The 20,131-nt window shown below is 66.8% G+C and carries 24 protein-coding genes; 13 read left to right on the top strand and 11 right to left on the bottom strand.

Going from position 1 to position 20,131, the window contains the following annotated elements:
* Positions 1–8: 8 nt before the first annotated feature.
* The 4 genes from AB0L82_RS32255 (at position 9) to AB0L82_RS32240 (ending at position 4,869) form a co-directional block, all read left to right on the top strand.
* Positions 9–644 carry a TetR/AcrR family transcriptional regulator gene (locus AB0L82_RS32255; RefSeq protein ID WP_364644840.1) on the top strand — a complete coding sequence of 212 codons (636 nt, stop codon included), beginning with the start codon at positions 9–11 and terminating at the stop codon, positions 642–644.
* Between the two features lie 92 nt (positions 645–736).
* Positions 737–2,266, top strand: coding sequence for an NAD(P)/FAD-dependent oxidoreductase (locus AB0L82_RS32250; protein WP_364644837.1), 1,530 nt, complete (start codon positions 737–739; stop codon positions 2,264–2,266).
* A gap of 50 nt (positions 2,267–2,316) precedes the next feature.
* Complete coding sequence (locus tag AB0L82_RS32245; RefSeq protein WP_364645175.1) at positions 2,317–3,828, top strand: alkaline phosphatase family protein; 1,512 nt, start codon at positions 2,317–2,319, stop codon at positions 3,826–3,828.
* 84 nt (positions 3,829–3,912) lie between these two features.
* Positions 3,913–4,869, top strand: a complete 957-nt coding sequence (locus AB0L82_RS32240) for a hypothetical protein (protein ID WP_364644835.1) — start codon at positions 3,913–3,915, stop codon at positions 4,867–4,869.
* Between the two features lie 6 nt (positions 4,870–4,875).
* Here AB0L82_RS32240 and AB0L82_RS32235 read toward each other — a convergent pair whose 3' ends face one another.
* Both AB0L82_RS32235 and AB0L82_RS32230 read right to left on the bottom strand, forming a co-directional pair.
* The gene (locus AB0L82_RS32235; protein ID WP_364644833.1) at positions 4,876–5,562 is read right to left on the bottom strand and encodes a permease prefix domain 1-containing protein; all 687 of its coding nucleotides are present in this window, start codon (positions 5,560–5,562) and stop codon (positions 4,876–4,878) included.
* Positions 5,547–5,900, bottom strand: coding sequence for a helix-turn-helix transcriptional regulator (locus tag AB0L82_RS32230; protein WP_364644831.1), 354 nt, complete (start codon positions 5,898–5,900; stop codon positions 5,547–5,549). The genes AB0L82_RS32235 and AB0L82_RS32230 overlap by 16 nt, the downstream gene beginning before the upstream one ends.
* 74 nt (positions 5,901–5,974) lie before the next feature.
* Here AB0L82_RS32230 and AB0L82_RS32225 point away from each other — a divergent pair, with 74 nt between their 5' ends.
* Genes AB0L82_RS32225 through AB0L82_RS32215 form a run of 3 tightly spaced genes read left to right on the top strand, consistent with a single transcriptional unit; the run spans position 5,975 to position 8,126 of the window.
* Positions 5,975–6,634, top strand: a complete 660-nt coding sequence (locus tag AB0L82_RS32225; protein WP_364644829.1) for an LppX_LprAFG lipoprotein — start codon at positions 5,975–5,977, stop codon at positions 6,632–6,634.
* Between the two features lie 11 nt (positions 6,635–6,645).
* Entirely contained in the window at positions 6,646–7,389 is a 744-nt protein-coding gene (locus AB0L82_RS32220; RefSeq protein ID WP_364644826.1) for an ABC transporter ATP-binding protein, read from the top strand.
* Positions 7,389–8,126, top strand: a complete 738-nt coding sequence (locus tag AB0L82_RS32215) for an ABC transporter permease (protein WP_364644823.1) — start codon at positions 7,389–7,391, stop codon at positions 8,124–8,126. The genes AB0L82_RS32220 and AB0L82_RS32215 overlap by 1 nt, the downstream gene beginning before the upstream one ends.
* A 256-nt stretch (positions 8,127–8,382) precedes the next feature.
* Here the strand turns inward: AB0L82_RS32215 and AB0L82_RS32210 are convergent, their stop codons facing one another.
* From AB0L82_RS32210 to AB0L82_RS32200, 3 genes are read right to left on the bottom strand one after another with little or no spacing between them, the layout of a single operon-like run.
* Positions 8,383–8,586, bottom strand: coding sequence for a DUF6247 family protein (locus AB0L82_RS32210; RefSeq protein ID WP_364644820.1), 204 nt, complete (start codon positions 8,584–8,586; stop codon positions 8,383–8,385).
* 45 nt (positions 8,587–8,631) lie between these two features.
* Complete coding sequence (locus AB0L82_RS32205; protein ID WP_364644817.1) at positions 8,632–9,006, bottom strand: cupin domain-containing protein; 375 nt, start codon at positions 9,004–9,006, stop codon at positions 8,632–8,634.
* 31 nt (positions 9,007–9,037) lie between these two features.
* Positions 9,038–9,412, bottom strand: a complete 375-nt coding sequence (locus AB0L82_RS32200) for a cupin domain-containing protein (protein WP_364644814.1) — start codon at positions 9,410–9,412, stop codon at positions 9,038–9,040.
* 83 nt (positions 9,413–9,495) lie between these two features.
* Here AB0L82_RS32200 and AB0L82_RS32195 point away from each other — a divergent pair, with 83 nt between their 5' ends.
* Together AB0L82_RS32195 and AB0L82_RS32190 are read left to right on the top strand one after the other, a co-directional pair.
* The gene (locus AB0L82_RS32195; RefSeq protein WP_364644811.1) at positions 9,496–9,942 is read left to right on the top strand and encodes a MarR family transcriptional regulator; all 447 of its coding nucleotides are present in this window, start codon (positions 9,496–9,498) and stop codon (positions 9,940–9,942) included.
* A 120-nt stretch (positions 9,943–10,062) separates the two neighbouring features.
* A complete protein-coding gene (locus AB0L82_RS32190) occupies positions 10,063–10,326 on the top strand; it encodes a hypothetical protein (RefSeq protein ID WP_364644809.1) in 264 nt (87 codons plus the stop codon).
* Here AB0L82_RS32190 and AB0L82_RS32185 read toward each other — a convergent pair.
* The 4 genes from AB0L82_RS32185 to AB0L82_RS32170 all read right to left on the bottom strand — a co-directional run bounded on the left by AB0L82_RS32185 (position 10,312) and on the right by AB0L82_RS32170 (position 12,273).
* Entirely contained in the window at positions 10,312–11,178 is an 867-nt protein-coding gene (locus AB0L82_RS32185) for a hypothetical protein (protein WP_364644806.1), read from the bottom strand. The genes AB0L82_RS32190 and AB0L82_RS32185 overlap by 15 nt on opposite strands.
* A gap of 46 nt (positions 11,179–11,224) precedes the next feature.
* Complete coding sequence (locus AB0L82_RS32180) at positions 11,225–11,434, bottom strand: hypothetical protein (protein ID WP_364644803.1); 210 nt, start codon at positions 11,432–11,434, stop codon at positions 11,225–11,227.
* A 77-nt stretch (positions 11,435–11,511) separates the two neighbouring features.
* Positions 11,512–11,835: an SHOCT domain-containing protein gene (locus AB0L82_RS32175; RefSeq protein ID WP_364644800.1), complete on the bottom strand. Its 324-nt coding sequence runs from the start codon at positions 11,833–11,835 to the stop codon at positions 11,512–11,514.
* 15 nt (positions 11,836–11,850) lie between these two features.
* Positions 11,851–12,273 carry a DUF6325 family protein gene (locus AB0L82_RS32170; RefSeq protein WP_364644796.1) on the bottom strand — a complete coding sequence of 141 codons (423 nt, stop codon included), beginning with the start codon at positions 12,271–12,273 and terminating at the stop codon, positions 11,851–11,853.
* Positions 12,274–12,436: 163 nt separating this feature from the next.
* Here AB0L82_RS32170 and AB0L82_RS32165 point away from each other — a divergent pair, with 163 nt between their 5' ends.
* The 3 genes from AB0L82_RS32165 to AB0L82_RS32155 are packed head-to-tail and all read left to right on the top strand — an operon-like array spanning position 12,437 to position 15,520.
* A complete protein-coding gene (locus tag AB0L82_RS32165) occupies positions 12,437–13,096 on the top strand; it encodes a GAP family protein (RefSeq protein WP_364644793.1) in 660 nt (219 codons plus the stop codon).
* Between the two features lie 38 nt (positions 13,097–13,134).
* Positions 13,135–14,871: a SulP family inorganic anion transporter gene (locus AB0L82_RS32160; RefSeq protein WP_364644790.1), complete on the top strand. Its 1,737-nt coding sequence runs from the start codon at positions 13,135–13,137 to the stop codon at positions 14,869–14,871.
* Positions 14,864–15,520 (top strand): GAP family protein, encoded by a 657-nt coding sequence (locus AB0L82_RS32155; RefSeq protein ID WP_364644787.1) that lies wholly within the window; start codon positions 14,864–14,866, stop codon positions 15,518–15,520. Before AB0L82_RS32160 ends, AB0L82_RS32155 begins: the two co-directional genes overlap by 8 nt.
* Before the next feature lie 56 nt (positions 15,521–15,576).
* On the opposite strand, the gene AB0L82_RS32150 is transcribed toward AB0L82_RS32155, so the two are convergent.
* Positions 15,577–15,951 (bottom strand): SHOCT domain-containing protein, encoded by a 375-nt coding sequence (locus AB0L82_RS32150; RefSeq protein WP_364644784.1) that lies wholly within the window; start codon positions 15,949–15,951, stop codon positions 15,577–15,579.
* A gap of 52 nt (positions 15,952–16,003) precedes the next feature.
* Positions 16,004–17,155 (bottom strand): AI-2E family transporter, encoded by a 1,152-nt coding sequence (locus tag AB0L82_RS32145; protein ID WP_364644781.1) that lies wholly within the window; start codon positions 17,153–17,155, stop codon positions 16,004–16,006.
* A 399-nt stretch (positions 17,156–17,554) separates the two neighbouring features.
* Here AB0L82_RS32145 and AB0L82_RS32140 point away from each other — a divergent pair, with 399 nt between their 5' ends.
* Entirely contained in the window at positions 17,555–20,071 is a 2,517-nt protein-coding gene (locus AB0L82_RS32140) for a LuxR C-terminal-related transcriptional regulator (RefSeq protein ID WP_364644778.1), read from the top strand.
* Positions 20,072–20,131 lie beyond the last annotated feature (60 nt).

Genomic DNA, 20,131 nt, shown 5'->3' with positions numbered 1-20,131 from the left:
CACCAGCGATGCCACCGGCCGGCCGCACCGAACGCACCCGTGCCACCGCACGTCAGCGACGCGAGCAGATCCTCGACGCCGCCCTCGATCTCGTTGTCGAACAAGGCTTTCCGGGCTGCACGATGCAGTCGATCGCACGCACCCTCGGCGTGACACGACCCGCGCTGTACGAGTACTACCGTGATCACGAACAGCTGCTCGCCGACCTCTGCGCCCGCGAACATCAGAAGATGGTCGAACTGGTGGTGCGCTGCACCACCGTCACCGCCGCCGCGGCCGACCACGAGGATCCGGCGGGGTTGTTCGCGGCGTTCCTGCGCGAATACCTCGATGGTGTGGCCGCGACGCCGCGCACCTGGCACTTCATGCTGACCTCACCGCTGGGCGCGCCGCCGCAGGTCCGCGACGATATCGACGCGCTACGCCGCCTGGTCCTCGAACAGGTGCGATTCGCGGTGCGCTCACTGCCCGAACGGTACGGCGGAGCCGATCTCGACTCCGAGATGGCCGCGCTGTCGATTATCGCGGGCGCGGAGTCCGCGGCCCGGCTGATCGTCGAGGACCCCGAGCGATTCCCACCCGAGCGGGTGGCGGCGGTGATCTCCGCACTCGCCGGGCACATCGCCCGGGCCTGGCCACGCTGAGGGCATCGCCCTCCCGAACGAATTTCCTCTGTTGACCTACCTGACGGCTGCCTCTACTGTGCAATTTGACACAGCCGTAAGTAGGAGCAGTCGTGATCGCAGCAGCTTCGCCCGCCGAGACGGGCCAACCGCATCCATCAGCCGATTACGAGGTGGCCGTTCTCGGCGGGGGGCTCGGCGGACTCGGCGCCGGGGCGATGCTCACCCGCGCCGGAATCGACGATTTCGTGATCATCGAAGGCAGCCACGCTTTCGGCGGCACCTGGCGTGACAACATCTACCCCGAGGTCGCGGTCGACGTGCCCGCCCTTGCGTACCAGTTCTCCTTCGACAAGTATTCGCAGTGGACGCGGTTGTTCCCGCCGGGCGAGGAAATCCTCACCTACACAGCACATTTCGCCCAGAAGTACGCGCTGACCGAACGCTGCCTGTTCGGCACGATGGTCGAACGACTCGACTACGACGAGGACAACCAGTGGTGGCGGGTACGGACCTCGGGCGGTGTGATCACCGCGAGGTATGTGATCTCCGCGCTCGGCGGGCTCACCGAGCCGAAGCTGCCCGATCTCCCCGGCCTGGACTCCTTCGGGGGGCCGGTGGTCCACTCCGCCCGCTGGCCCCGCGATCTCGACGTCGCGGGCAAGCGGATCGCGCTGATCGGCACCGGGGCCAGCGCCGTGCAGATCGTGCCGTGGCTGGCCGAGCACGCCGCGGCCACGTACGTCTACCAGCGCACGCCCATCTGGGTCATGCCGAAAGCGGACCTGCCCATCCCGCAGCCCGCGCGCACCGCCCTCGACCGCGTCCCGGGCCTGCATTCGGGCCTGTACCTGCTGGTGTCGGCGGCGACCGAGGCACTGATGACCCTGGGCGCGGTCTACAACCGGCAGTTGAAACCGTTGACCCGGACCGTCGAGGCGCTGGGACGGCTCTACCTGCGGACGCAGGTTCCCGATCCGGGCCTGCGCCGACGCCTGACCCCGCACTACGGCTTCGGCTGCAAGCGACCGACGATGTCCAACAAATACTTTCGAGCCTTCGGTCGCGGTGCCGCCGATCTGGTCACCGCGCCGATCACACACGTGACGGCCGATGGCATCCACACCGCCGACGGGATGCATCGCGAGGTCGACGCGATCGTGTGCGCGACCGGATTCCTGGTGACCGAAGCGGAGAACATGCCCAAGGTGCCGACCACCGGCCGTGCCGGGCAGGACCTCGGCAAGTTCTGGGAGGAGCGGCGGCTGCAGGCGTACGAGGGCACCACGGTCCCGGGGTTCCCGAACCTTTTCCACACGTTCGCGCCGTATTCGGTGATCGGCACGTCGTGGTTGTTCATGATCGAATACCAAGTCACCCATGCGATTCGGGTTATCACCGAGACCCGGCAGCGCGGTGCGGTCAGCGCGGAGATCCGGCGCGAGCACCACGACGAATACTTCCGCCGCACGCTGCGCCGCATGCGCAACACCGTGTTCTTCGCCGGTGACTGCGCGGGCTCGCACAGCTACTACTTCGATCGCCACGGTGACGCACCACTGCTGCGTCCCTCGACCATGTTCGAAGCCTGGTGGCGGGCACGACATTTCGATCTCGACCACTACCGGTACCGGACCAGGTAGATCCGCCGAACCACAGGAAGGACACGTACGACGTGGGTGTTTTCGATGGGATGAACCGCCGCGACTTTCTCGCCAAGGCGATGGCGGCGGGCGGGGCGGCAGCGGTCGCGTCGTGGGCCGGGCCGATTATCGAGCGCGCGCACGCCGCCGATCCGGCGGGCATGGGCGGGCTCGGCGATATCGATCATTTCGTACTCCTGATGCAGGAGAACCGCTCCTTCGACCACTATTACGGGACATTCGCCGGGGCACGAGGTTTCGATGATCCGTCACCGGCGTGGCGGCAGTTCGGTTACAGCCCCGGAATCGGCCCGACCGCCGAGGGCTATCTGCTGCCTTTCCGTCTGGACACCACGCGCGGGCCCAGTCTCGACGGTGAGTGCATCAACGATCCCGACCACAGTTGGGGCGGTATGCACCGGGCCTGGAACGGTGGCCGCAACGATCAATGGATGCCGATGTCCATCGCCAAGGTCGGGGTCGGCAATGGCCCCGCCGCCATGGGCTATTACACGCACGAGGACATCCCGGTCCATCACGACCTGGCCGAGGCGTTCACACTCTGCGACGGCTACCACTGTTCGGTGCTCGGGCCGACCGATCCCAATCGCCTGTACTGGATTTCGGCGACCATCGATCCGGACGGCCGCCACGGCGGGCCACAGGTCATGACCAATCCCCTGATCCGGCAGAACGCGTTCAGCTGGCGCACCATGCCGGACAATCTGTCCGAGGCCGGGGTGAGTTGGAAGATCTACAACAACCGCGATGCCGGTCCGATCTCGCAGGTGTTCCTCGACGGTATGCTGGGCTCGTTCGTCCAGGCCGCCGATCCGCTCTCCGAACTGGCTCGACGGGGTAAGGCTCCGGTCTATCCGAACGATTTCGCCGCCGATGTCGCCGCGGGCACCCTGCCGTCGGTGTCATGGGTGATCCCGCCGCTGTTCAACTGCGAACATCCCGCGCTACCACCGGCTTTCGGCGCGGTGGGCATCATGCAGGTGCTCGATATCCTCACCTCGAACCCGGCGGTGTGGGAGAAGACGGCGCTGATCGTCTCCTACGACGAGAACGGCGGCTTCTTCGACCATGTCACTCCGCCGACGCCACCGCCGGGCACTGCCGGGGAGTACCTGTCGGTGGAGTTGAATCGGGTCTGGGACGCACAGGGCATCGCCGGTCCGATCGGCCTGGGCTATCGCGTGCCCTGCCTGGTGGTCTCGCCCTATTCCCGTGGCGGGCTCATCGCATCGGAGACCTTCGACCACACCTCCCAATTGCGTTTACTGGAAAGACGATTCGGCGTCGAGGTGCCGAACTTGACGTCGTGGCGGCGGTCGGTCACCGGTGATATGACCTCCGCCTTCGACTTCGGCTCCGCACCCGACAGTGTGCGACCGGCGCTCACCGACCCTGCGGGTCGCGCCGATGCCGCTCTGGCGCAATGCGGACCCAATATCGGTCTGGGGACCGCCACGGTCGGCATCCCGTACCCGGTGCCGCCCAATGAGATGCCCGTCCAACGGCCGGGCACGCGCCGACGGCCCAGCGGCATGGTCTGAATCGCTCACCGGCCCCTTCCCACCCACGAATCTGTCACCCCGGCTCACTATTGTCGGCGGCAGAACCGAACGGGGAGAGGGAATATGGGTTACGACATCAGTTTTCATCCGATCGATCTGCGCGTGGCGCAGGGGCGGATCGCACCGTTCCTGGCCGGGCACGGCGGGGACGATGATCTCGATGATCTGATCGCGGACGCGGTGCGCCAGGCCAAGGTGCGATTCCGTGCCAACGCCTGGGCGCTCGGGGTCCGAAAGGCGTACACCGGAGCCGATTTCGATTCGTTTCTGTACATCTGGGGGCGGCCGTTCTTCGTCACCGCCGACGATCCGGCGACGGTCGCGGAAACCGTTGTGCGCTATTGCGATTCCAGCCTCGACGCGGTCGACGATCTGGCACGGAGTCAGATCGCCCTGATCGACCCCGCTTTGGTGAAACATGTCGAACCCGAGATCAGCGGCACACTGCCCAGTGATGAGAACCTCGCCGCCGGATTCCGCTGGAAGCTCGATCTCCTGCGTGAGGCGTCGACCGCGATTCGCGCGGGCCGCTCGACCATTCGCAATGCCGATGGCGATGACATCTCCGCGTCGGGCGCGCTCACCGGCAACGCGCAGTTCTGCCTGGTCGAGTTCCTGGCCGCGCTGCTGCCGGGCTGGATCGAGCGCGGCAAGGTGTGGCCGAGCGAGCTGGCCGAGCAGGCGAGCACCGAGGGGCCACTGCCGATGTCCGATAACGCACCACTGCTGGGAGCGCTGACCACCGAATTCCCCGCCCTGGATTGGGAGGTGAACTGGACCATCCGTGGCAACTATCAGATCGGCGGTTACGCGGCCCCCGATCAGGTCACGCCCATGCGGAAGTGGCTGTCCCGCAATGCCGAAGCGCTCATGTCGGTCGGCGATCGATGGGATGACCGCCCGTATGTCGCCAAGGCGATGATCAAGATCGACGAGGCGCTGGCGCTGGCCGAGCTGACCGGATCCGCGTTCGTCGAAGCCGCCGAGATCTACATTCCCATGCAGGGCACCATGAACTGAGGCGGATCAGATCCGTACGGGGGCAGCCCCGCCCAGGTTCCCGCCGCGCGCGGGCCCCAGGCGGGGCACGCTCGTCACCGCGATGCTGATGCGGGCCAGACTGACCAGCGCACCGAGGGTCACCGGCAGGACGACCAGGTCCCGGGGATTCTCGGCGAGCAGAGTCAGCAGGGTGATGAGCAGGGTGCCGTCGATCAGCATGGTCACCGTCGCGGTGACGAGTAATCCCTTGGCGGCCAGGCGCGTCGGGATGCGGACCATTCCGCTCGCCCGGCCGGTGGAGGCGATGGCGAGCAGGGTGAACGGCACGCTCGCGGTCACCGCGATGGCCATCACCACCAGGCCCGCGATCGTGAGTGATCGCGGCACCGCGCTGAACGAGCCCAGCAATGCCGCTGTGCCCCACAGGGTTCCGATGACCACGCCCATGATGGGGAAGGTCAGGCCGTAGCGGTGGATGCGTTTGGACGCCAGCACGGGGACGAATTCCTGAGCCAGGGACGCGGGGCCGCCGAATTCCTCGATGGCGGCTTGACTGGCGAGCTCGAGCGAAAGCCCTTGCGCCCGGTGGTGTTCCACCGATTCCTGCAGGCCGTCGCCGATTTCGGCGAGGATCGCCTGGCGTTCCCACCAGGTGCCGGTCAGCCCGGTGCCGAGGTCGTCCAGATATGCGTCGATTACAGTGCGGGACAAGGTGTTCCCCCCATGTCGGTGTTCCCCTCCATCAGTGCGCCGACTGCGGAGACGAAGTCCCGCCAGGACGCCCGCTCCTGCGCCAGCCGCCGATGTCCGGCGGGGCTCAGGGTGTAGGTGCGTCGCTGGCGGCCCCCCTCGGTGGACCAGGCCCCGTCGATCACCCCGGCCTGTTCGAGCCGGTGCAGCGCGGGGTAGATGGTGCCCTTGGGGAGGTCGAATTTGCCGCCGGTGCGGGTGCGAAGCGCGTCGATGACGCCGTAGCCGTGCCGCGGACCGTCGGCGAGCACGGCCAGGATCATGCCGTCCAGGTGTCCTTTCAGCACTTCTGCACTCATGGGTAGTAAGCCTACCCTTCGGGGTGAAAGTGGCCTAGCCTATGGATAGCGTCCCTACCCATAGGAGGTTGCCGGTGCGCTACCGAATTTCGAGTGCGGTCCTCGCGCTCGCCCTGGCCGGTGTGGTGACCGGGTGCGCGGACGGATCGGGCGGGCTGCCCGATGCCGGGCTGATGATGCGTGATGCCGCGATCTCCGCCGGTGCGATGAGTTCCGCGCATCTGGTGCTGCAATCCGAAGGCAGCGTGCCCGGATTCCCCTTGCGCACATTGGACGCCGAGGTCTCGGCCCGCGATGGCGGCAGCGCATCGGGTACCGCGACCCTGCCCACCGGATCGGTGACCCGCTTCGTCTCCGATAACGGCAAACTATTCAGCAAGTCCGACAATGGAACCCTGACGCCGCTGCCGTCCGGATTCCCCAGTCCCAGCGGTCTGGTCGGGCGCGACGGCGGGCTGGCGCAATTGCTTCGCTCGCTGCGCGAGCCGAAAACCACTGCGCGCGAACAATTCACCGGAATCGACGCGTTCAAGATCGAGGCGATGGTTCCCGCCGCCTCGCTCGCGGCGATACTGCCCGGCACCACCAAGGACGCGACCCTCACGGTATGGGTTCGCGTGCGGGGAGCCCATATACCGCTGCGCACCAGCCTCGGTTTTCCCGAGCATCCGGACGCGCATCTCAATGTCACCGTGTCCCCGGCACAGTCGCCTCGCAAGGGCGGTCGATCGTGAAGGATCCCGAAATGAGCGACACCGCAATCGATGTGCGGGAGTTGAGTGTGGCCCGCGGTAAGCAGCAGGTGCTGCGGGAGATCAGCTTCGCGCTACCGCCGGGCAGCGTGACCGGACTGCTCGGGCCCAGCGGATCGGGCAAGACCACACTGTTACGCGCCATCGTCGGGGTGCAGCGCATCCGCTCCGGCAGCGTCACCGTGCTGGGTCATCCCGCCGGGACCGCCGAATTGCGCAGGCGCGTGGGCTATGTGACGCAGCAGCCCTCGGTGTACGGCGATCTGACGATCCGCCAGAACGCCCGCTATTTCGCCAAAATCCAAGGCACCGGGGCGGCTTCGGCCGATGCCGCCATTCGCGATGTGGGGCTGGCCGATATCGCCGATCGCATGGTCGATGACCTGTCGGGCGGTCAGCGCGCCCGGGTGTCGCTGGCGTGCGCGCTGCTCGCGCACCCCGACGTGCTGATCCTGGACGAACCCACCGTGGGCCTGGATCCCGTTCTGCGCCGGGATATCTGGGCGCAATTCCACGATCTCGCCGAGGCGGGCACCACACTGCTGGTGTCGAGCCATGTCATGGACGAAGCCGACCGCTGCGAGCGCCTGCTTCTGCTGCGCGACGGCCGCCTGCTGGCCGACGAGACTCCCGCGGATCTGCGCACTGCCACCGGCGCCCAGGATCTCGAGGAGGCGTTCCTGCGCCTGATCCTGCAACAGTCCGACACCGCGACCGACCGAAAGGTGCTCGCCTGATGTCCATTTCACTCACCCTGGCCACCACCGCCCGGGTCCTGACCCAGGTCCGGCACGACCGCCGCACCATCGCCCTGGTCATCACCGTCCCCAGCCTGCTGCTGGCGCTGCTGCGCTATATCTTCGTGGACCGCCTGGACATCTTCGACCAGATCGGCCTGATGCTGCTCGGCATCTTCCCCTTCACCTCGATGTTCCTGATCACCAGCGTCGCCATGCTCCGCGAACGCGTCAGCGGCACCCTCGAACGCCTACTGAGCACTCCCCTGCACAAACTCGACCTGCTCTTCGGCTACGCCATCGCCTTCGCCGCCCTGGCCGCGATCCAAGCCAGCATCGCCTGCGCCATCGCCTACGGCCTGCTCGACCTGCGCACCCAAGGCAATATCGCCACGGTCCTGCTGATAGCGGTCAGCACCGCCATCCTCGGCTGCTGCACCGGCCTGCTCACCAGCGCCTTCGCCCGCACCGAATTCCAAGCCCTGCAATTCATGCCCGCGATCGTCTTCCCCCAAATCCTGCTCTGCGGCCTCATCTGGCCCCGCTCGGACATGTCCACCCCCCTCCAACTCGCCAGCGACATCATGCCCCTGCGCTACGCCGCCGAAGCCATGAGCGAAGTAGGCACCTTCCCCCTCCCCACCACCACCCTCTGGCTGGACCTCCTCATCCTCGCCCTCTTCGCCATAGCCACCCTCCTCGGCGGCGCCGCAACCCTCCGCCGCCAAAGCAACTGACCGCATACATGTCCCGCGAGCACACCAGCTCTAGGGTTAGGAAAGCTCAATGGCGTATCGAGGCAATCATGAACGGCGGCGAATAATGAGTGCGTTGACGCAGGAAACATGGCGCACACGCCGCAGCGAACTGACGCCCGAGCAAGTCGAAGCCAATCGTCGCGAGGCCGAAAAGCTCCTGGGTCGCAAGGTCCCCGCTCGCCCCACCCCAGCAGCAACCGACAAGCCCGACTGACTGCCTCGCCCGCATCACCAATCAGTCGGCGTGCAGCCGACGGGCGATCGCGGCCCGGTGCTCCTCGATGGTGACGGTTTCGGCTCGCCCACCCGCTCGCAGGATCTGCTCGGCCTTCGCCAAAACCTCGAACCACGAACCTGGTGAACCCGATTCCATCGCCGCGATGTGCTGCCACTTGTTCAGAAGATCTGTCACGGCGTGCAGATCGGCTTGCTCGCACACCAGATATTCCGCGCTGAATGCCTTGTTTTTGGCAGGGTGGACTGTTCAGCGCGCCCAGGGGGCGATGACCGGGAGCTGGCCGGGGATCAGGCCTTGGCCGCCGACGGGGAGGACCACGATTGCCTCGAAGGGTTCGGGGTGCGGGTTGGCCATGGCGAATTGCTGGTGGGCGGGGACGATGAGGGCGTCTCCGGCTGTGACGGTGAGGGTTTCGTCGTTCATGGTGACTTGCATCGAGCCGGAGAGGGCGATGAAGATCTCCTCGCGGTCCAGGGCGTGAGGTGGGGCGTCGACGCCGGGCTTGAGGATGAGGCGCCAGGCGGAGTTCTCGGTTGATCCGCGACTGGGGGCGGCCAGGCCGATGAAGCTCGCGTGGTCGTTGTCGAAACGCGGGGCCTGGGCGGCGGTGATGAGTGGCATGACTCTCCTGAGAAAATGTTGTGTGCGTGGACTATTGGGCCCAGGGCGGGCTCACGCGGTCGCCGCCGGGGGCTTGGGCGTAGGCGCCCACCGGGAGCACCGCTACCGCTTCGAACGGCTGATCGCCGGGGACGCTGAGGTGAAAGACGGTGTGGGCGGGGATGATCAGGGCATCCCCGGCGGTGAAGTCGTGGGTGTCGCCGTCAATGCTCACCCGCGCCTGCCCGGACAGCGCGATGAAGATCTCCTCCCGCGACACCGCGTGTGCGTGCCCGGGGCTGCCTGCTTCCAAGGTGAAGCGCCACACGCTGTTCTCGCTGGAACCCCGGCTCGGAGCGGCCAATCCGACGGCGGTCATGAGCGGGGCCTGGAAGGTGGGTGCGTCGGCGGATTTGATCAGTGGCATGCTCTACTCCTAGATGTTCAACCAAGGTGTTCAACTGTGGTGTACAACTTGAGTTGAACATATCGACACGAAGGGAGTCAAGCATGGATTTCGGCGTCCTGCTCGGACAGGCATACCAAGGATTCGTCCAGGAGCTACACGCCCACCTGGCCGCGCACGGCCACGAGGTACTCGGCGCTTCCTACGGCTACGTGCTGCGCACCCTCGCCGACAACGCCCTCACCGCAAGCCAACTCGGCGAACACCTCGGAATCACCGCCCAGGGCGCGGCCAAGGTCGTCGACGAGATGGTCCGGCACGGCTACGTCGAACGCCACCCCGACCCCACCGACAAACGCGCCAAACTCCTGCACCTGTCCGACCGCGGCCGCGACATGCTCGACACCGTGCGCGCATTCCACGCCGACTACGAACGCCGCCTGACCGCCCGCGTCGGGGCTGACCAGATCGCGGGCGTACGCGCGGTTCTCACCGAAATCGTCACCACCGCGACCGATTCCACCGACACGCGCGCCTTCCGCCCGCTCTGAGGACCATCTTCCGATACGCCGGCCCGCCGAAGACCGACTACCCGGAGCCACGGCGACTGTCGAGCCGGATCCGCGCGCGGCGCGGTCGCGATCCGCACCGCGTACGCGCGGGCGATCGGCGTGCTGCGCTCGCGGCGCGCCGCACGGGAACCCGGTGCGATCGCGGTGGCCCTGGGCAGATTCCGGGGCCCATTGCGGGTGCTGATCCTGGCTCTCGCGGCGATCACCCTGATCTTCTGGCGATACCCGACCGGGCTGGTGGTGATCGTAACGGCACTCATCGCGGCAGCGGCGTTGCTGGTGCTCGAAGTGGCGAGCGCACCCGCACCCGACGATGCGCGCGCAACGACGCATACGGAAAAGGTTGAGTCACAGTCGATCTGATATGTCGACTACGCCATCGGGACCACGAAGGTAGCGGCCGATGAACGTCTCGTCATCCGCGAACGCCCGAACGACAGCCGCGGCACCGACGATGACGATCGACATCACGAAAAGCCAACTCACAGAAGTGAACGCCAGGCCCAAGGACCCGAAATGCTGTTGTGCGTTCGCCGTGATCCGCGGCAGGGCGACGCGACCGGCCGCATGCACCGCCGTCAGACCCACCGCGGTCAGCGCACCGGTGACCCACAGCAAGCGGCCGGTCAGCGCGCCCTTGGTTAGCAGGAACGCCGCGAACGTCCAGACCAGCGTCCACACCACCAGTTCGCCGATCACCGCGAGCGGAAACCCGACATAGTGCACATGTGACAGGTCGCGGGTCTGCCCGACCAGCCCGACCGACAGCGCCACCGCCAGCAGTGCCGCGAGCCATCGCCACGCATCGCGCGGGCCCATCGACGGCACCTGCCACACCGCGCCGTACACCCGGCCGAGCGCGCGGGCGAAGGACGTGCCACTGAGCACCACCATCAGCAGGCCGACCACGCCGAACGCGGCAAGCGACGGATCCGAGGTGTCCGCGTCGGGCGCGGCCAACGTCCCTGTGTTGAAACCGAACTGGTCACTGATCGTCTCCGCGCCGGTATGCCAGCCGCTGAACACCGACGCGGCGATGATCACCGGCAGCACCGAGGTGAACATCTGCGCTGCCAGTGCCAAGGCCCGATCCACGATCTGGATCTCGACCAAGCCCTGCACCACACGCGCCACGGTCCGGCCGGGGCGCGTATCGCGCAGCCAGCCGCCGACGGCCGCGATACGAAACGCGGCGGCCCGCTGCGCCAACGACATTCGCGATCTCATCGAACGCATGAGGGATCAATCGCCGCGCCGGCGGTTACGGCCAGCACCAGTCCAAGGTGGCCGATCCGGGTGTGGGGATGTGCACGCAGATGGTGATCGAGATGTAGGGCGCGTCCACGTTCGTTCTCCCGGGCTGGTTCACCGTTGGCGCGGGCTGATCCGCGGACGCGGACGGTGCGGCGAGGGCAACGAGCGGGACGGCGATCGCGGCGGCCGCCGCCGCACGGGCGATTCCAGCGAACATGTCGGCCACTCCTTCGGATCGAGAATCATTGGGGTTATAGGCATTTCAACCACTCGCGGGTCGCGGCTCAGCCCTACTCAGGCGAGCAATCGAGCTTTGGCCGCGGCGAACTCCGCATCCGAGAGCGCGCCGGACGCGTGCAATGAGCCCAGTTTCTCGAGCCGAGCGACCAGATCGTCACCGTCGTCCGGGGACGCCGGTGCCGGTGGCGCCTGATAGACCGGGGCCGGCTGATAGGCCGGGGCTTGCTGCGCCGCGAACGCCTCCTGTTCGGCTGTCCGTTGCTGCGACCGCCGGTTGACCGCGTTCGCGGTAGCGCTGGCGGTGCCCGCGACGACCGCGGTGCGGGCCACGGTTCCGAGTAAGCCGGGTCGGCCGATTCGGCCTCTACGCATGATCATGTGCGGCAACCTTTCTCACGGGGCGGCCAAGGCGGCCTCGATGGTGTCGTGCGGGACCTGCACGTGCAGCGCGACTTCCCCTCCCGCGGCGGTGACCGCGTCGGCGAGTCCGCGGGCCCAGCTCTGTTCGTAGACCACCACGATCGCCGAGGTTCCCGGGCGCAAAGTGTCGCGCACCAGGTCCAGGTCGTCGTCGCTGATCACCTCGCGCACGTCCACGCTCACCCCGGCCAGGCCGAGCTCTTCGATGGGCTCATCGATCTCCACCTCGGTGAGAGAGCCGTCGAGATCCTTCGACAGATAGATCAGGTCCAGCACCGTGACGTACCCCCGATCGACGACCTCACTCAGCGCGGCCCGCACCGCCGCGTCGACACGCGTGCCGGGAAAGGTGAGCACGACCAGTTCGACCGGTCCGGGATTCGATGATTCGGTCATGGCGCTGATGCTGTCAGCGCCTCGCCACGTGCCACCTCACCCGAAACGGATGAAGGACATCACGGCCCTTCCCGCCCCTGATCGGCGTGCGATAGGCATCGGCACTCGACTTCACCCGGAACGTGTGAGCCGCGCGGCGTGCACACCGGCCTACCGTGCCCGGATGGGCAGCGTCCTGGGTGATCTACTCCCGCTGGCGGTGGGTGTGGCGATTTCCCCGATACCGATCGTGGCCGCCATCTTGATGATCCTGTCGAGCAACGCTTCCGGGTCCGGGACGGGGTTCGCGCTCGGCTGGGTAGCCGGTATCGCCGTGGCGACCACGGTGTTCGTCGCGCTGTCCAGAGTTTTGGGCGGCTCCGATGACCGGGAACCCGCGACCGCCGGGTCCTGGGTCAAGGTCGGGCTGGGCGTGGCGTTGCTGGCTTTGGCCGCATCCCAGTGGCGCAAACACTCGGATGAGCAACCGCCGGGATGGATGCGCGCCATCGACGAGTTCACCACGAGCAAGGCTGTGGGGTTGGGTCTGTTGCTGTCGGCGGTGAACCCGAAAAACTTGCTGCTGTGCGTCTCCGCGGGTGTGACCATCGGATCCAGCTCGCTCGGCGCGGGCCAGAAATCGGTGGCCGTCGTGGTGTTCACCGTCTTGGCCGACGCCAGCGTGCTGGTGGTCATCCTCGGCTACGCGGTGGCCGCGGACCGCCTGCGCGAGAGCCTCGATGCCACCCGGCGGTGGCTGCAATCCAACAATCACGCGGTCATGGCAATCGTGCTGTTGGTGATGGGCGCGGCCGTGATCGGCAAGGGCGTGGGCGGTCTGTGAACCGCACGAGCGGTCGAGGACAGGATGGACGGTAGCCGATGACGACGTGGCCGGTGTTCCAGTCTTTGCAGGGCTACCAGTCCAAGTGGCTGCGCCCCGACCTGATCGCGGGCCTGACCGTGTGGGCGGTCATGGTGCCCGAAGCCCTGGCCTACGCCTCGATCGCGGGGGTCCCACCGGTCGCGGGACTGTACGCGGCACTGCCCGCACTGGTGCTGTACGCGCTGGCGGGCAGTTCGCGCCATTTGATCGTCGGGCCGATGTCGGCGACCGCGGCCTTGTCCGCGGCGATCATCACTCCGCTGGCGGGAGCCGACAGCGGCCGCTATATCGCCCTGACCACCGCACTGGCCATCACGACCGGACTGGTGGGGCTGCTGGCCGGACTGATCCGGCTCGGATTCGTGGCCGCGTTCATCTCCGAACCGGTCCTCAAGGGGTTCATCGTCGGCCTGGCGCTCACGATCATCATCGGCCAGGTTCCGAAACTGCTCGGCATCCACAAGCATGAGGGAAACTTCTTCCAGCAGGCATGGGGAGTACTGACCCATCTGGGCGACACCAATTGGCGCGCACTGCTTGTCGGCGGCATCGCGCTCGCGGTGGTGTTGGGACTGCGGCGCTGGCTGCCACTGGTACCGGGATCACTGCTGGCGGTGCTGCTGGGCATCGCCGCCGTTGCCGTGCTGCATCTGGACGATCACGGCGTCGCCATCGTCGGGCACATCGATTCGGGTCTGCCCGCGGTGGGGCTGCCCGGCGGCGTGGGCCTGCACGATTACCTCGACCTGCTCGGCCCCGCGGTCGGTGTCGTGCTGATCGGTTTCGCCGAAGGGCTCGACGCGGCGAAAACGTATGCGGCCAAAGCCGGTTACACCGTCGACGCCAATCGGGAGTTGTTCGGGCTCGGCGCGGCCAACCTCGGATCCGGGCTCGCCTCGGGAATGGTCGTCAACGGCAGCCTGTCCAAGACCGCGGTCAATGGATCGGCCGGGGCCAAAACACAATTGAGCGGACTGACCGTCGCGGCGCTGACCGTACTGACACTGCTGTTCCTGACCGGACTGTTCGAGAAGCTGCCCGAGGCGACCCTGGCGGGCGTGGTGATCGCGGCCGTGATCGAACTCGTCGACATCGCCGCACTGCGCGCGCTGTACCGGGTCTGGACCGAACGCCTCGGCAGCATCTACGGGCGCGCCGCACGCGCGGACTTCATCGCCGCGGTGGCCGCGATGGCCGGGGTGCTGCTGTTCGACACGCTTCCGGGTCTGCTGATCGGCATCGGAATCTCCATGCTGCTGCTGGTCTATCGCGCCTCCCAGCCCCATGTGGCGCGGCTGGCCGAACAGGGGTCGCTCTGGCTGGACGCGCAGCGGCATCCGGATCTGCCACTGCGGCCCGATGTAGTGGTGGTGCGGGTGGAATCGGGTCTGTTCTTCGCCAACGCGGACTATGTCCGCGAGCACATCGAGCAACTGTGCACCGAGCGCACCCGGCTCGTGGTCCTGGACGCGGAGACCTCACCGTCCATCGACGTCACCGCCGCCGCGATGCTGACGGCCTTGCGGGACAACCTTGCCCGGCGGCGCATCGATTTCCGTATCGCCCGCTCGATCGGTCAATTCGGTGACGAGCTGGGGTCCACCGACAACAGCACACTGACCTCGGCGGTGTATCCGACGATCCGATCCGCGATCGCCGATCTCCCCGCAGGCCCCGAACCCGGTGGCGGCGAGCGCGATTCGACACCGAGACCAGGAGTCGAGCATGGGTGAGCTACTGCTGGAACTACTTCCGGAAATGGTGGGGTTGCTCATCACACCGGGCGCGGTGATCGGATGCATCCTGCTACTGCACTCGCGGGCGCCGATTCCCAACGCCGCGGCGTTCGGCGCCGGATTCCTCGTGGTCTATTCGATGATCGCGCTCTCGGCACTACTGGGCGGTGCGTCGGATCCTGGAGCGACCTCACCGGAGGTCTCGCACGGTGCCGGACTGGCGGTCGGGCTGCTGTTCCTGGCCATCGGATGCTGGATGGCGCTGCGCAAACCGCCACCGGTCGCCAAGCGACCTCGTCTGCTCCTGGAACTCGACACCGCGGGCCCGCCAAAGGCTTTCGTCATCGGCGTCGCCCTGGCGGTGATCAACCCGAATCTGTTCATCATGATCGCGGCGATGAGCACAGTGTCGAGCTCGCACGTCGGCACCGCGGCCGCCCTGATCGCCACGGCGATCCTGCTGCTCGCCGCCTCGCTGGACTTCCTGATTCCGATGATCGTGTTCGCCGCACTCGGCGAACGCGCCCGCACCGGACTCGATCGCGCCGAGTCCTGGATGCTCGGCCACAGCCGCGCCTTATCGCTGGCGGTGCTGCTCGGCTTCGGAGCGCTGTTCACCGTGCGCGGCGTGGTGAACCTGAGTTGAGAAATGCCCGCCGCCGAAGGTCGAATTCGGCGGCGGGCGTGATGCTTACCGGTGGTTCATGCCAGTGCTTTGGCCTTGAGGTGGTCGAATTCCTGCTGGGTGATCGTGCCGTCGGCCAGCAGCCGTTTGGCGTCGGCGATCTGAGCCGCCGGACTGGTGCCCGCGGTGTCGCGGATGTAATCGGCCTGCGCGGCTTGCATCTGCCGGGCCGCCGCCTCCGACCGCTCCTGCATGCCGCTGCCGCGCGCGATGAGGTACACCAGCGCGGTGAGCATGGGCAGGAAGATCAGGAAGATGATCCAGACCGCCTTCACCCAGCCCGAGGTCTGCCGGTCACGGAACAGATCGCCGATGATGTAGAACAACAGCAGCAGGTACGCGATGAACGCGAAGCTCACGATGATGAGCCAGATTGCGTCCCAGAACGACATGGTGCACCTCGATTTGCGTCGGCGGTATACCGCCCGGTGTGGGGCGATCCGGTCACGGTATTGCGCGGTGTGCGGTCGAGGGCTCACCCGATTCGGGTGAAGCAGACACCGCCCCAGCGGAATTGCCGCCGACCGGACCGGGCGCGCTGCTGATCAACGCGCTCGCCCAGCGGGTGGTCGGATCGATATCGAGCAATAGGGCCCGCACCAGCAGGGTGAGCGGAATCGCCAGCAACGCCCCCAACGCGCCGAGCACCCAGGTCCAGAAGATCAGCGACAGGAATGTCACGGTGACGCTGAGGCCGACCGCGTCTCCGACATACTTGGGTTGAATGATCGACTGGATGACGAAGTTGATCACGCAGTACACAACGATCACCCAAATCATCAGTCGCGGTCCACCTTCGAGCAGGGCCAGTAGCGCCGGCGGTACCAGTCCCACCACGAAACCGATGTTCGGAATGAAGTTCGTGATGAACGACAGCACCGCCCACAGCAGTGGGAGCGGCACCCCGAGCCACCACAGCGCCAGCCCGTCCAGCACCGCGACGATCAGCCCGAAAACCGTTGACACCAGCAGATACCGGCGTGTTCCGGATGCGAAAGAGCCCAGCGCGTAAGCGATGTCGGGCCGTACCTGATCCACGATCTCCATCCGCCGCCCGATCGACATGCCGTCGAAGGCCATGAACAACAGCAGCGCCAGCACGAACGCCAGGTTCGACAACACCCCGGCGAGACCGCTCAGCGTCGTCTCGAGCGCGGACAGCACCTGCTGGAAACTCACTCCGCTGAGCAGGTCGTGGATCTGGTCCCGACCGACCCCCAGCCCCGAGAGTGTGGAGCGAAGTCCACCGAGCAGATCATCGAAACGTGTTGAGTAGTCGGGTAATTCGGTGGCCAACTGGGCCACCGAGACCACCAGCACCGCCAGCAACCCCACCACGATCGCGTACGCCGCGATCAGCGCCGTCACCATGCCCAGCCAGGCCGGCCAGCCGCGGCGGCGAAGGTACGACTGAATCGGCTGGACCGCGACGGTGAGCATGAGCGCCAGGAATACGGGTCCGATGATCGACGCGAACACCTTCATGCCCGCGATCGAGATCACCATGCTCGCGGTGGCCAGCAGCACGATCAATCCGCGCGGGATGGACCACGGGACCCGCACGGCACCGGGTTCGGCTGCGTCGGTGTCCGGCACCCTGGTCCACCTCCCGCTCAAAGGTTGCTGACCCTCATCCCCGGAGCGGTGGCGGCGACTGCGGTCCGGGTGCCGCACCGCGTGGATCCGCTCGTCCGACCGTCCGGGAATGTCGAGCGCATCGGACCGCCCACGCTATGTCGACGTGTGCGGATATCCCTTCACCCGTTCCGGGTGAAGTTTCGGACACACTCCTGCCGGGTGTCCAATGTGGGCGATTGACTCCGATAACGTGCCTTGTCGAGGGCCATAGACCACTATCGGGCCGCCGCAGGAGCCACGATGACCGTTTCCCACAGTCGAAGACCGGCAAGGCGACCGGGCCGATCTTCGACGACAGGAGACGGAATCCCGATACTGGCCTTTTCCGCGGTGCCCCGACGCCGCCAAGTGGCGCAGTTGAATGACGCGATAATCGACTCCGACGAGAACGTGCTGCTCATTTGCTCTCCCGTCGGCACCGGCAAAACCGTACTGCTGACCCAGTGGGTTTCCCAGCACTCTCCACGAGCCTTCCCCGGAGGTGTGGCATGGGTGACCCTGATCGACGGGCCGCACTCGACCCCGACCATATGGCAGCGCCTGCGCGCGGAATGGGACCTGCCCACCCCGGCCCGAGGCCTGCTGACCACACCCCTGAGCGAAGCCGCGGATCTCGCCGACGCGCTCTCCGAACGCGACCTGCCGACCCTGCTCGTCATCGACGACGCACATCTGGCCACCGACCCGGTGACCCTCGCCGGTCTCGAGCATTTCCTCCTGCACGCCCCCGCATGCGTGCGCATCGTTCTCTCGGCCAGATTCGACCCTCCCATCCGCTGGCACCTGCTGGAACTGAGTTCGCAACTGCGCCGATGGTCCGCGCAGGATCTCGCGTTCTCGGCCGCCGAAGTCCAGCAGCTGTGCCGCGAACAGGACTGCGCGCTCGACGAATCCGGTATCGACGCGCTGCTGGACCTCACCCGCGGCTGGGCGGCGCTGGTGCGTATCGCCGCGATCTACCTCTCCTCACGACGCGAGGAGCCGGCCCAGGCCCTCGCCGCGCTCGCCACACTGCCCAGACCGGTCTCCGATCTGCTGGCGGGTGAGCTCATCAGCACCCTCTCCCCCGGATTGCGCCTATTCCTCACTTACACAAGCATTCCCGCCGAATTCACCGAGGAGCTGGCCGACAGCCTGATCGGCGGCGGCTCGGCCCAGTGGATGCATGAACTCACCTCACTGAACTATCCACTCACCAGCGTGCGGCGAAACGGCAGCACCTGGTTCGTCTTCCACCCGATGCTGCGCACGTACTTTCGGGCCGAACTCAACCGCCTGGGCACCGAAATAGCGGACGAGCTCCAGCTGCGGACCGCCCTGTACCTGCAATCGATCGGCGAGATCGCCGCGGCGCTGCCTCATCTGCTGGCCGTGGCGCGCGAGCAGCCGCTGCGGGACTTCGTGAACGAACACGCCTTGGCCTTGACTGTCGAGGGACAGGGCGCGCTGCTGTTCGATGGATTGGCGGCAATGGACCCCGGGTCGCTCTCGGACCCGTTCGTACGATTACTCCATGTCGTGGACGCGTTGAGCCGGACCGACCTCGCCACCGCCCGCGCCTACCATGACGCGTTCGAACAGGCTCGCCCACAAGCGAGTTCGCTGGTCCACGCCGAGACTCTCACCGCCCTCACCCGCGCCGTCGATATCGAGCTGGCCATGGCCACGGGTACCTTCTCCGGCACCGAGGACACCGAAATCCCCACCGCGACAGGACAATCGGATGTGGATTTCTACCTCGCCGTCGAATCCGCCACCGCGCTGTTGGCAACCGGCGACGTACCCGAGGCCGAACGCAGGTTGCGGGCGGCCATCGCGGTGGCCGATCAGCGGGCGTGCCCGCGCCTGCGATTGCGCGCCCGCACTCGCCTGGCATTGAGCGCGGGCCTCGACGGCAGCCTCACCGCCATGCGCCAACGTGCCGAAGCCGCACTGGAATTCGCACACGAACAGCACTTGGACGACACCGCCGAAGCCGCGCACGCGGCGGCGATCGCGGGCTTGGGCGCGTATGTGCAAGGCGAGCATTCCGATATCGCGTCGTCGCGTTCCGCGCGGTGGGAGCAGCAGCATTTCGACGGATCGACGGGTCCGCTCGGGGGCTGGCTCGCCCATATCGTCGCGGTGCTGACCCGCGCCGACAGCACCGACGATCCGAGCCGGGACGCCGAGACGCTGCGACACGAATTCGGTCGTCTGCTCGACACGCATCCGGCCACCAACAGTGGCGGGCTGATCCCCTTCGTGGTGTGGCGATTGCTGGCGGTGTCCCAGACCTACGAGGCCCAACTCCTGGTCGATCAGGCACGCACCGTGTACGGCGACTCGCCCGAGGTCATGGTGGCCCAAGCCGCGCTCGAGGCCGCGGCCAATCGCTCACGTGCGGTGCTGGACCTCGTTCGGCCCCTGCTCGACCCGTCCGCGCCCACCCATCCGGTCCACGCGGTGACCGCGTGGCTGCTGCACGCTCGCGCGCACCACGAATTGGGTGCGGTGACCCACGCACGCGAAGGTATGGAGAACGCGCTACGTCGTGCCGCGCCCGAAGGCATCGTGCGACCGTTCCTGGATGTCGGCGGCGCGCTCGAGCTGTTGGACGCCTTCGCCGGCAGCCTCGCCCACCAGAACGGCTTCGCCGCGTTCATTCGCCGACATCCCCTGGTGCACAGACGTTCTCGGCATCCCGCGCTCACCGATACCGAACTCAAGGTGCTGCGGCAGCTACCGTCCGCGCGCACCACCCAGCAGATCGCCGATGATCTGGGAGTCTCGATCAACACTGTCAAAACCCATCTGCGGGGCATCTACGCCAAGCTGGGCACCAACTCGCGGGTGAAGGTCATGGCCGTGGCTCGCCGCAGTGGTCTGCTCTGAACCTCGCCCAGCCCAATTCACCCGTATCGGATGAAGCTGCTCGTTCACAGCGCGCGCAGA

Source organism: Nocardia sp. NPDC052001, from assembly GCF_040680615.1.
Classification (GTDB): Bacteria; Actinomycetota; Actinomycetes; order Mycobacteriales; family Mycobacteriaceae; genus Nocardia.
Note: the sequence above shows the minus strand (reverse complement) of the source record. Positions and strands in the feature narration are given on the sequence as shown.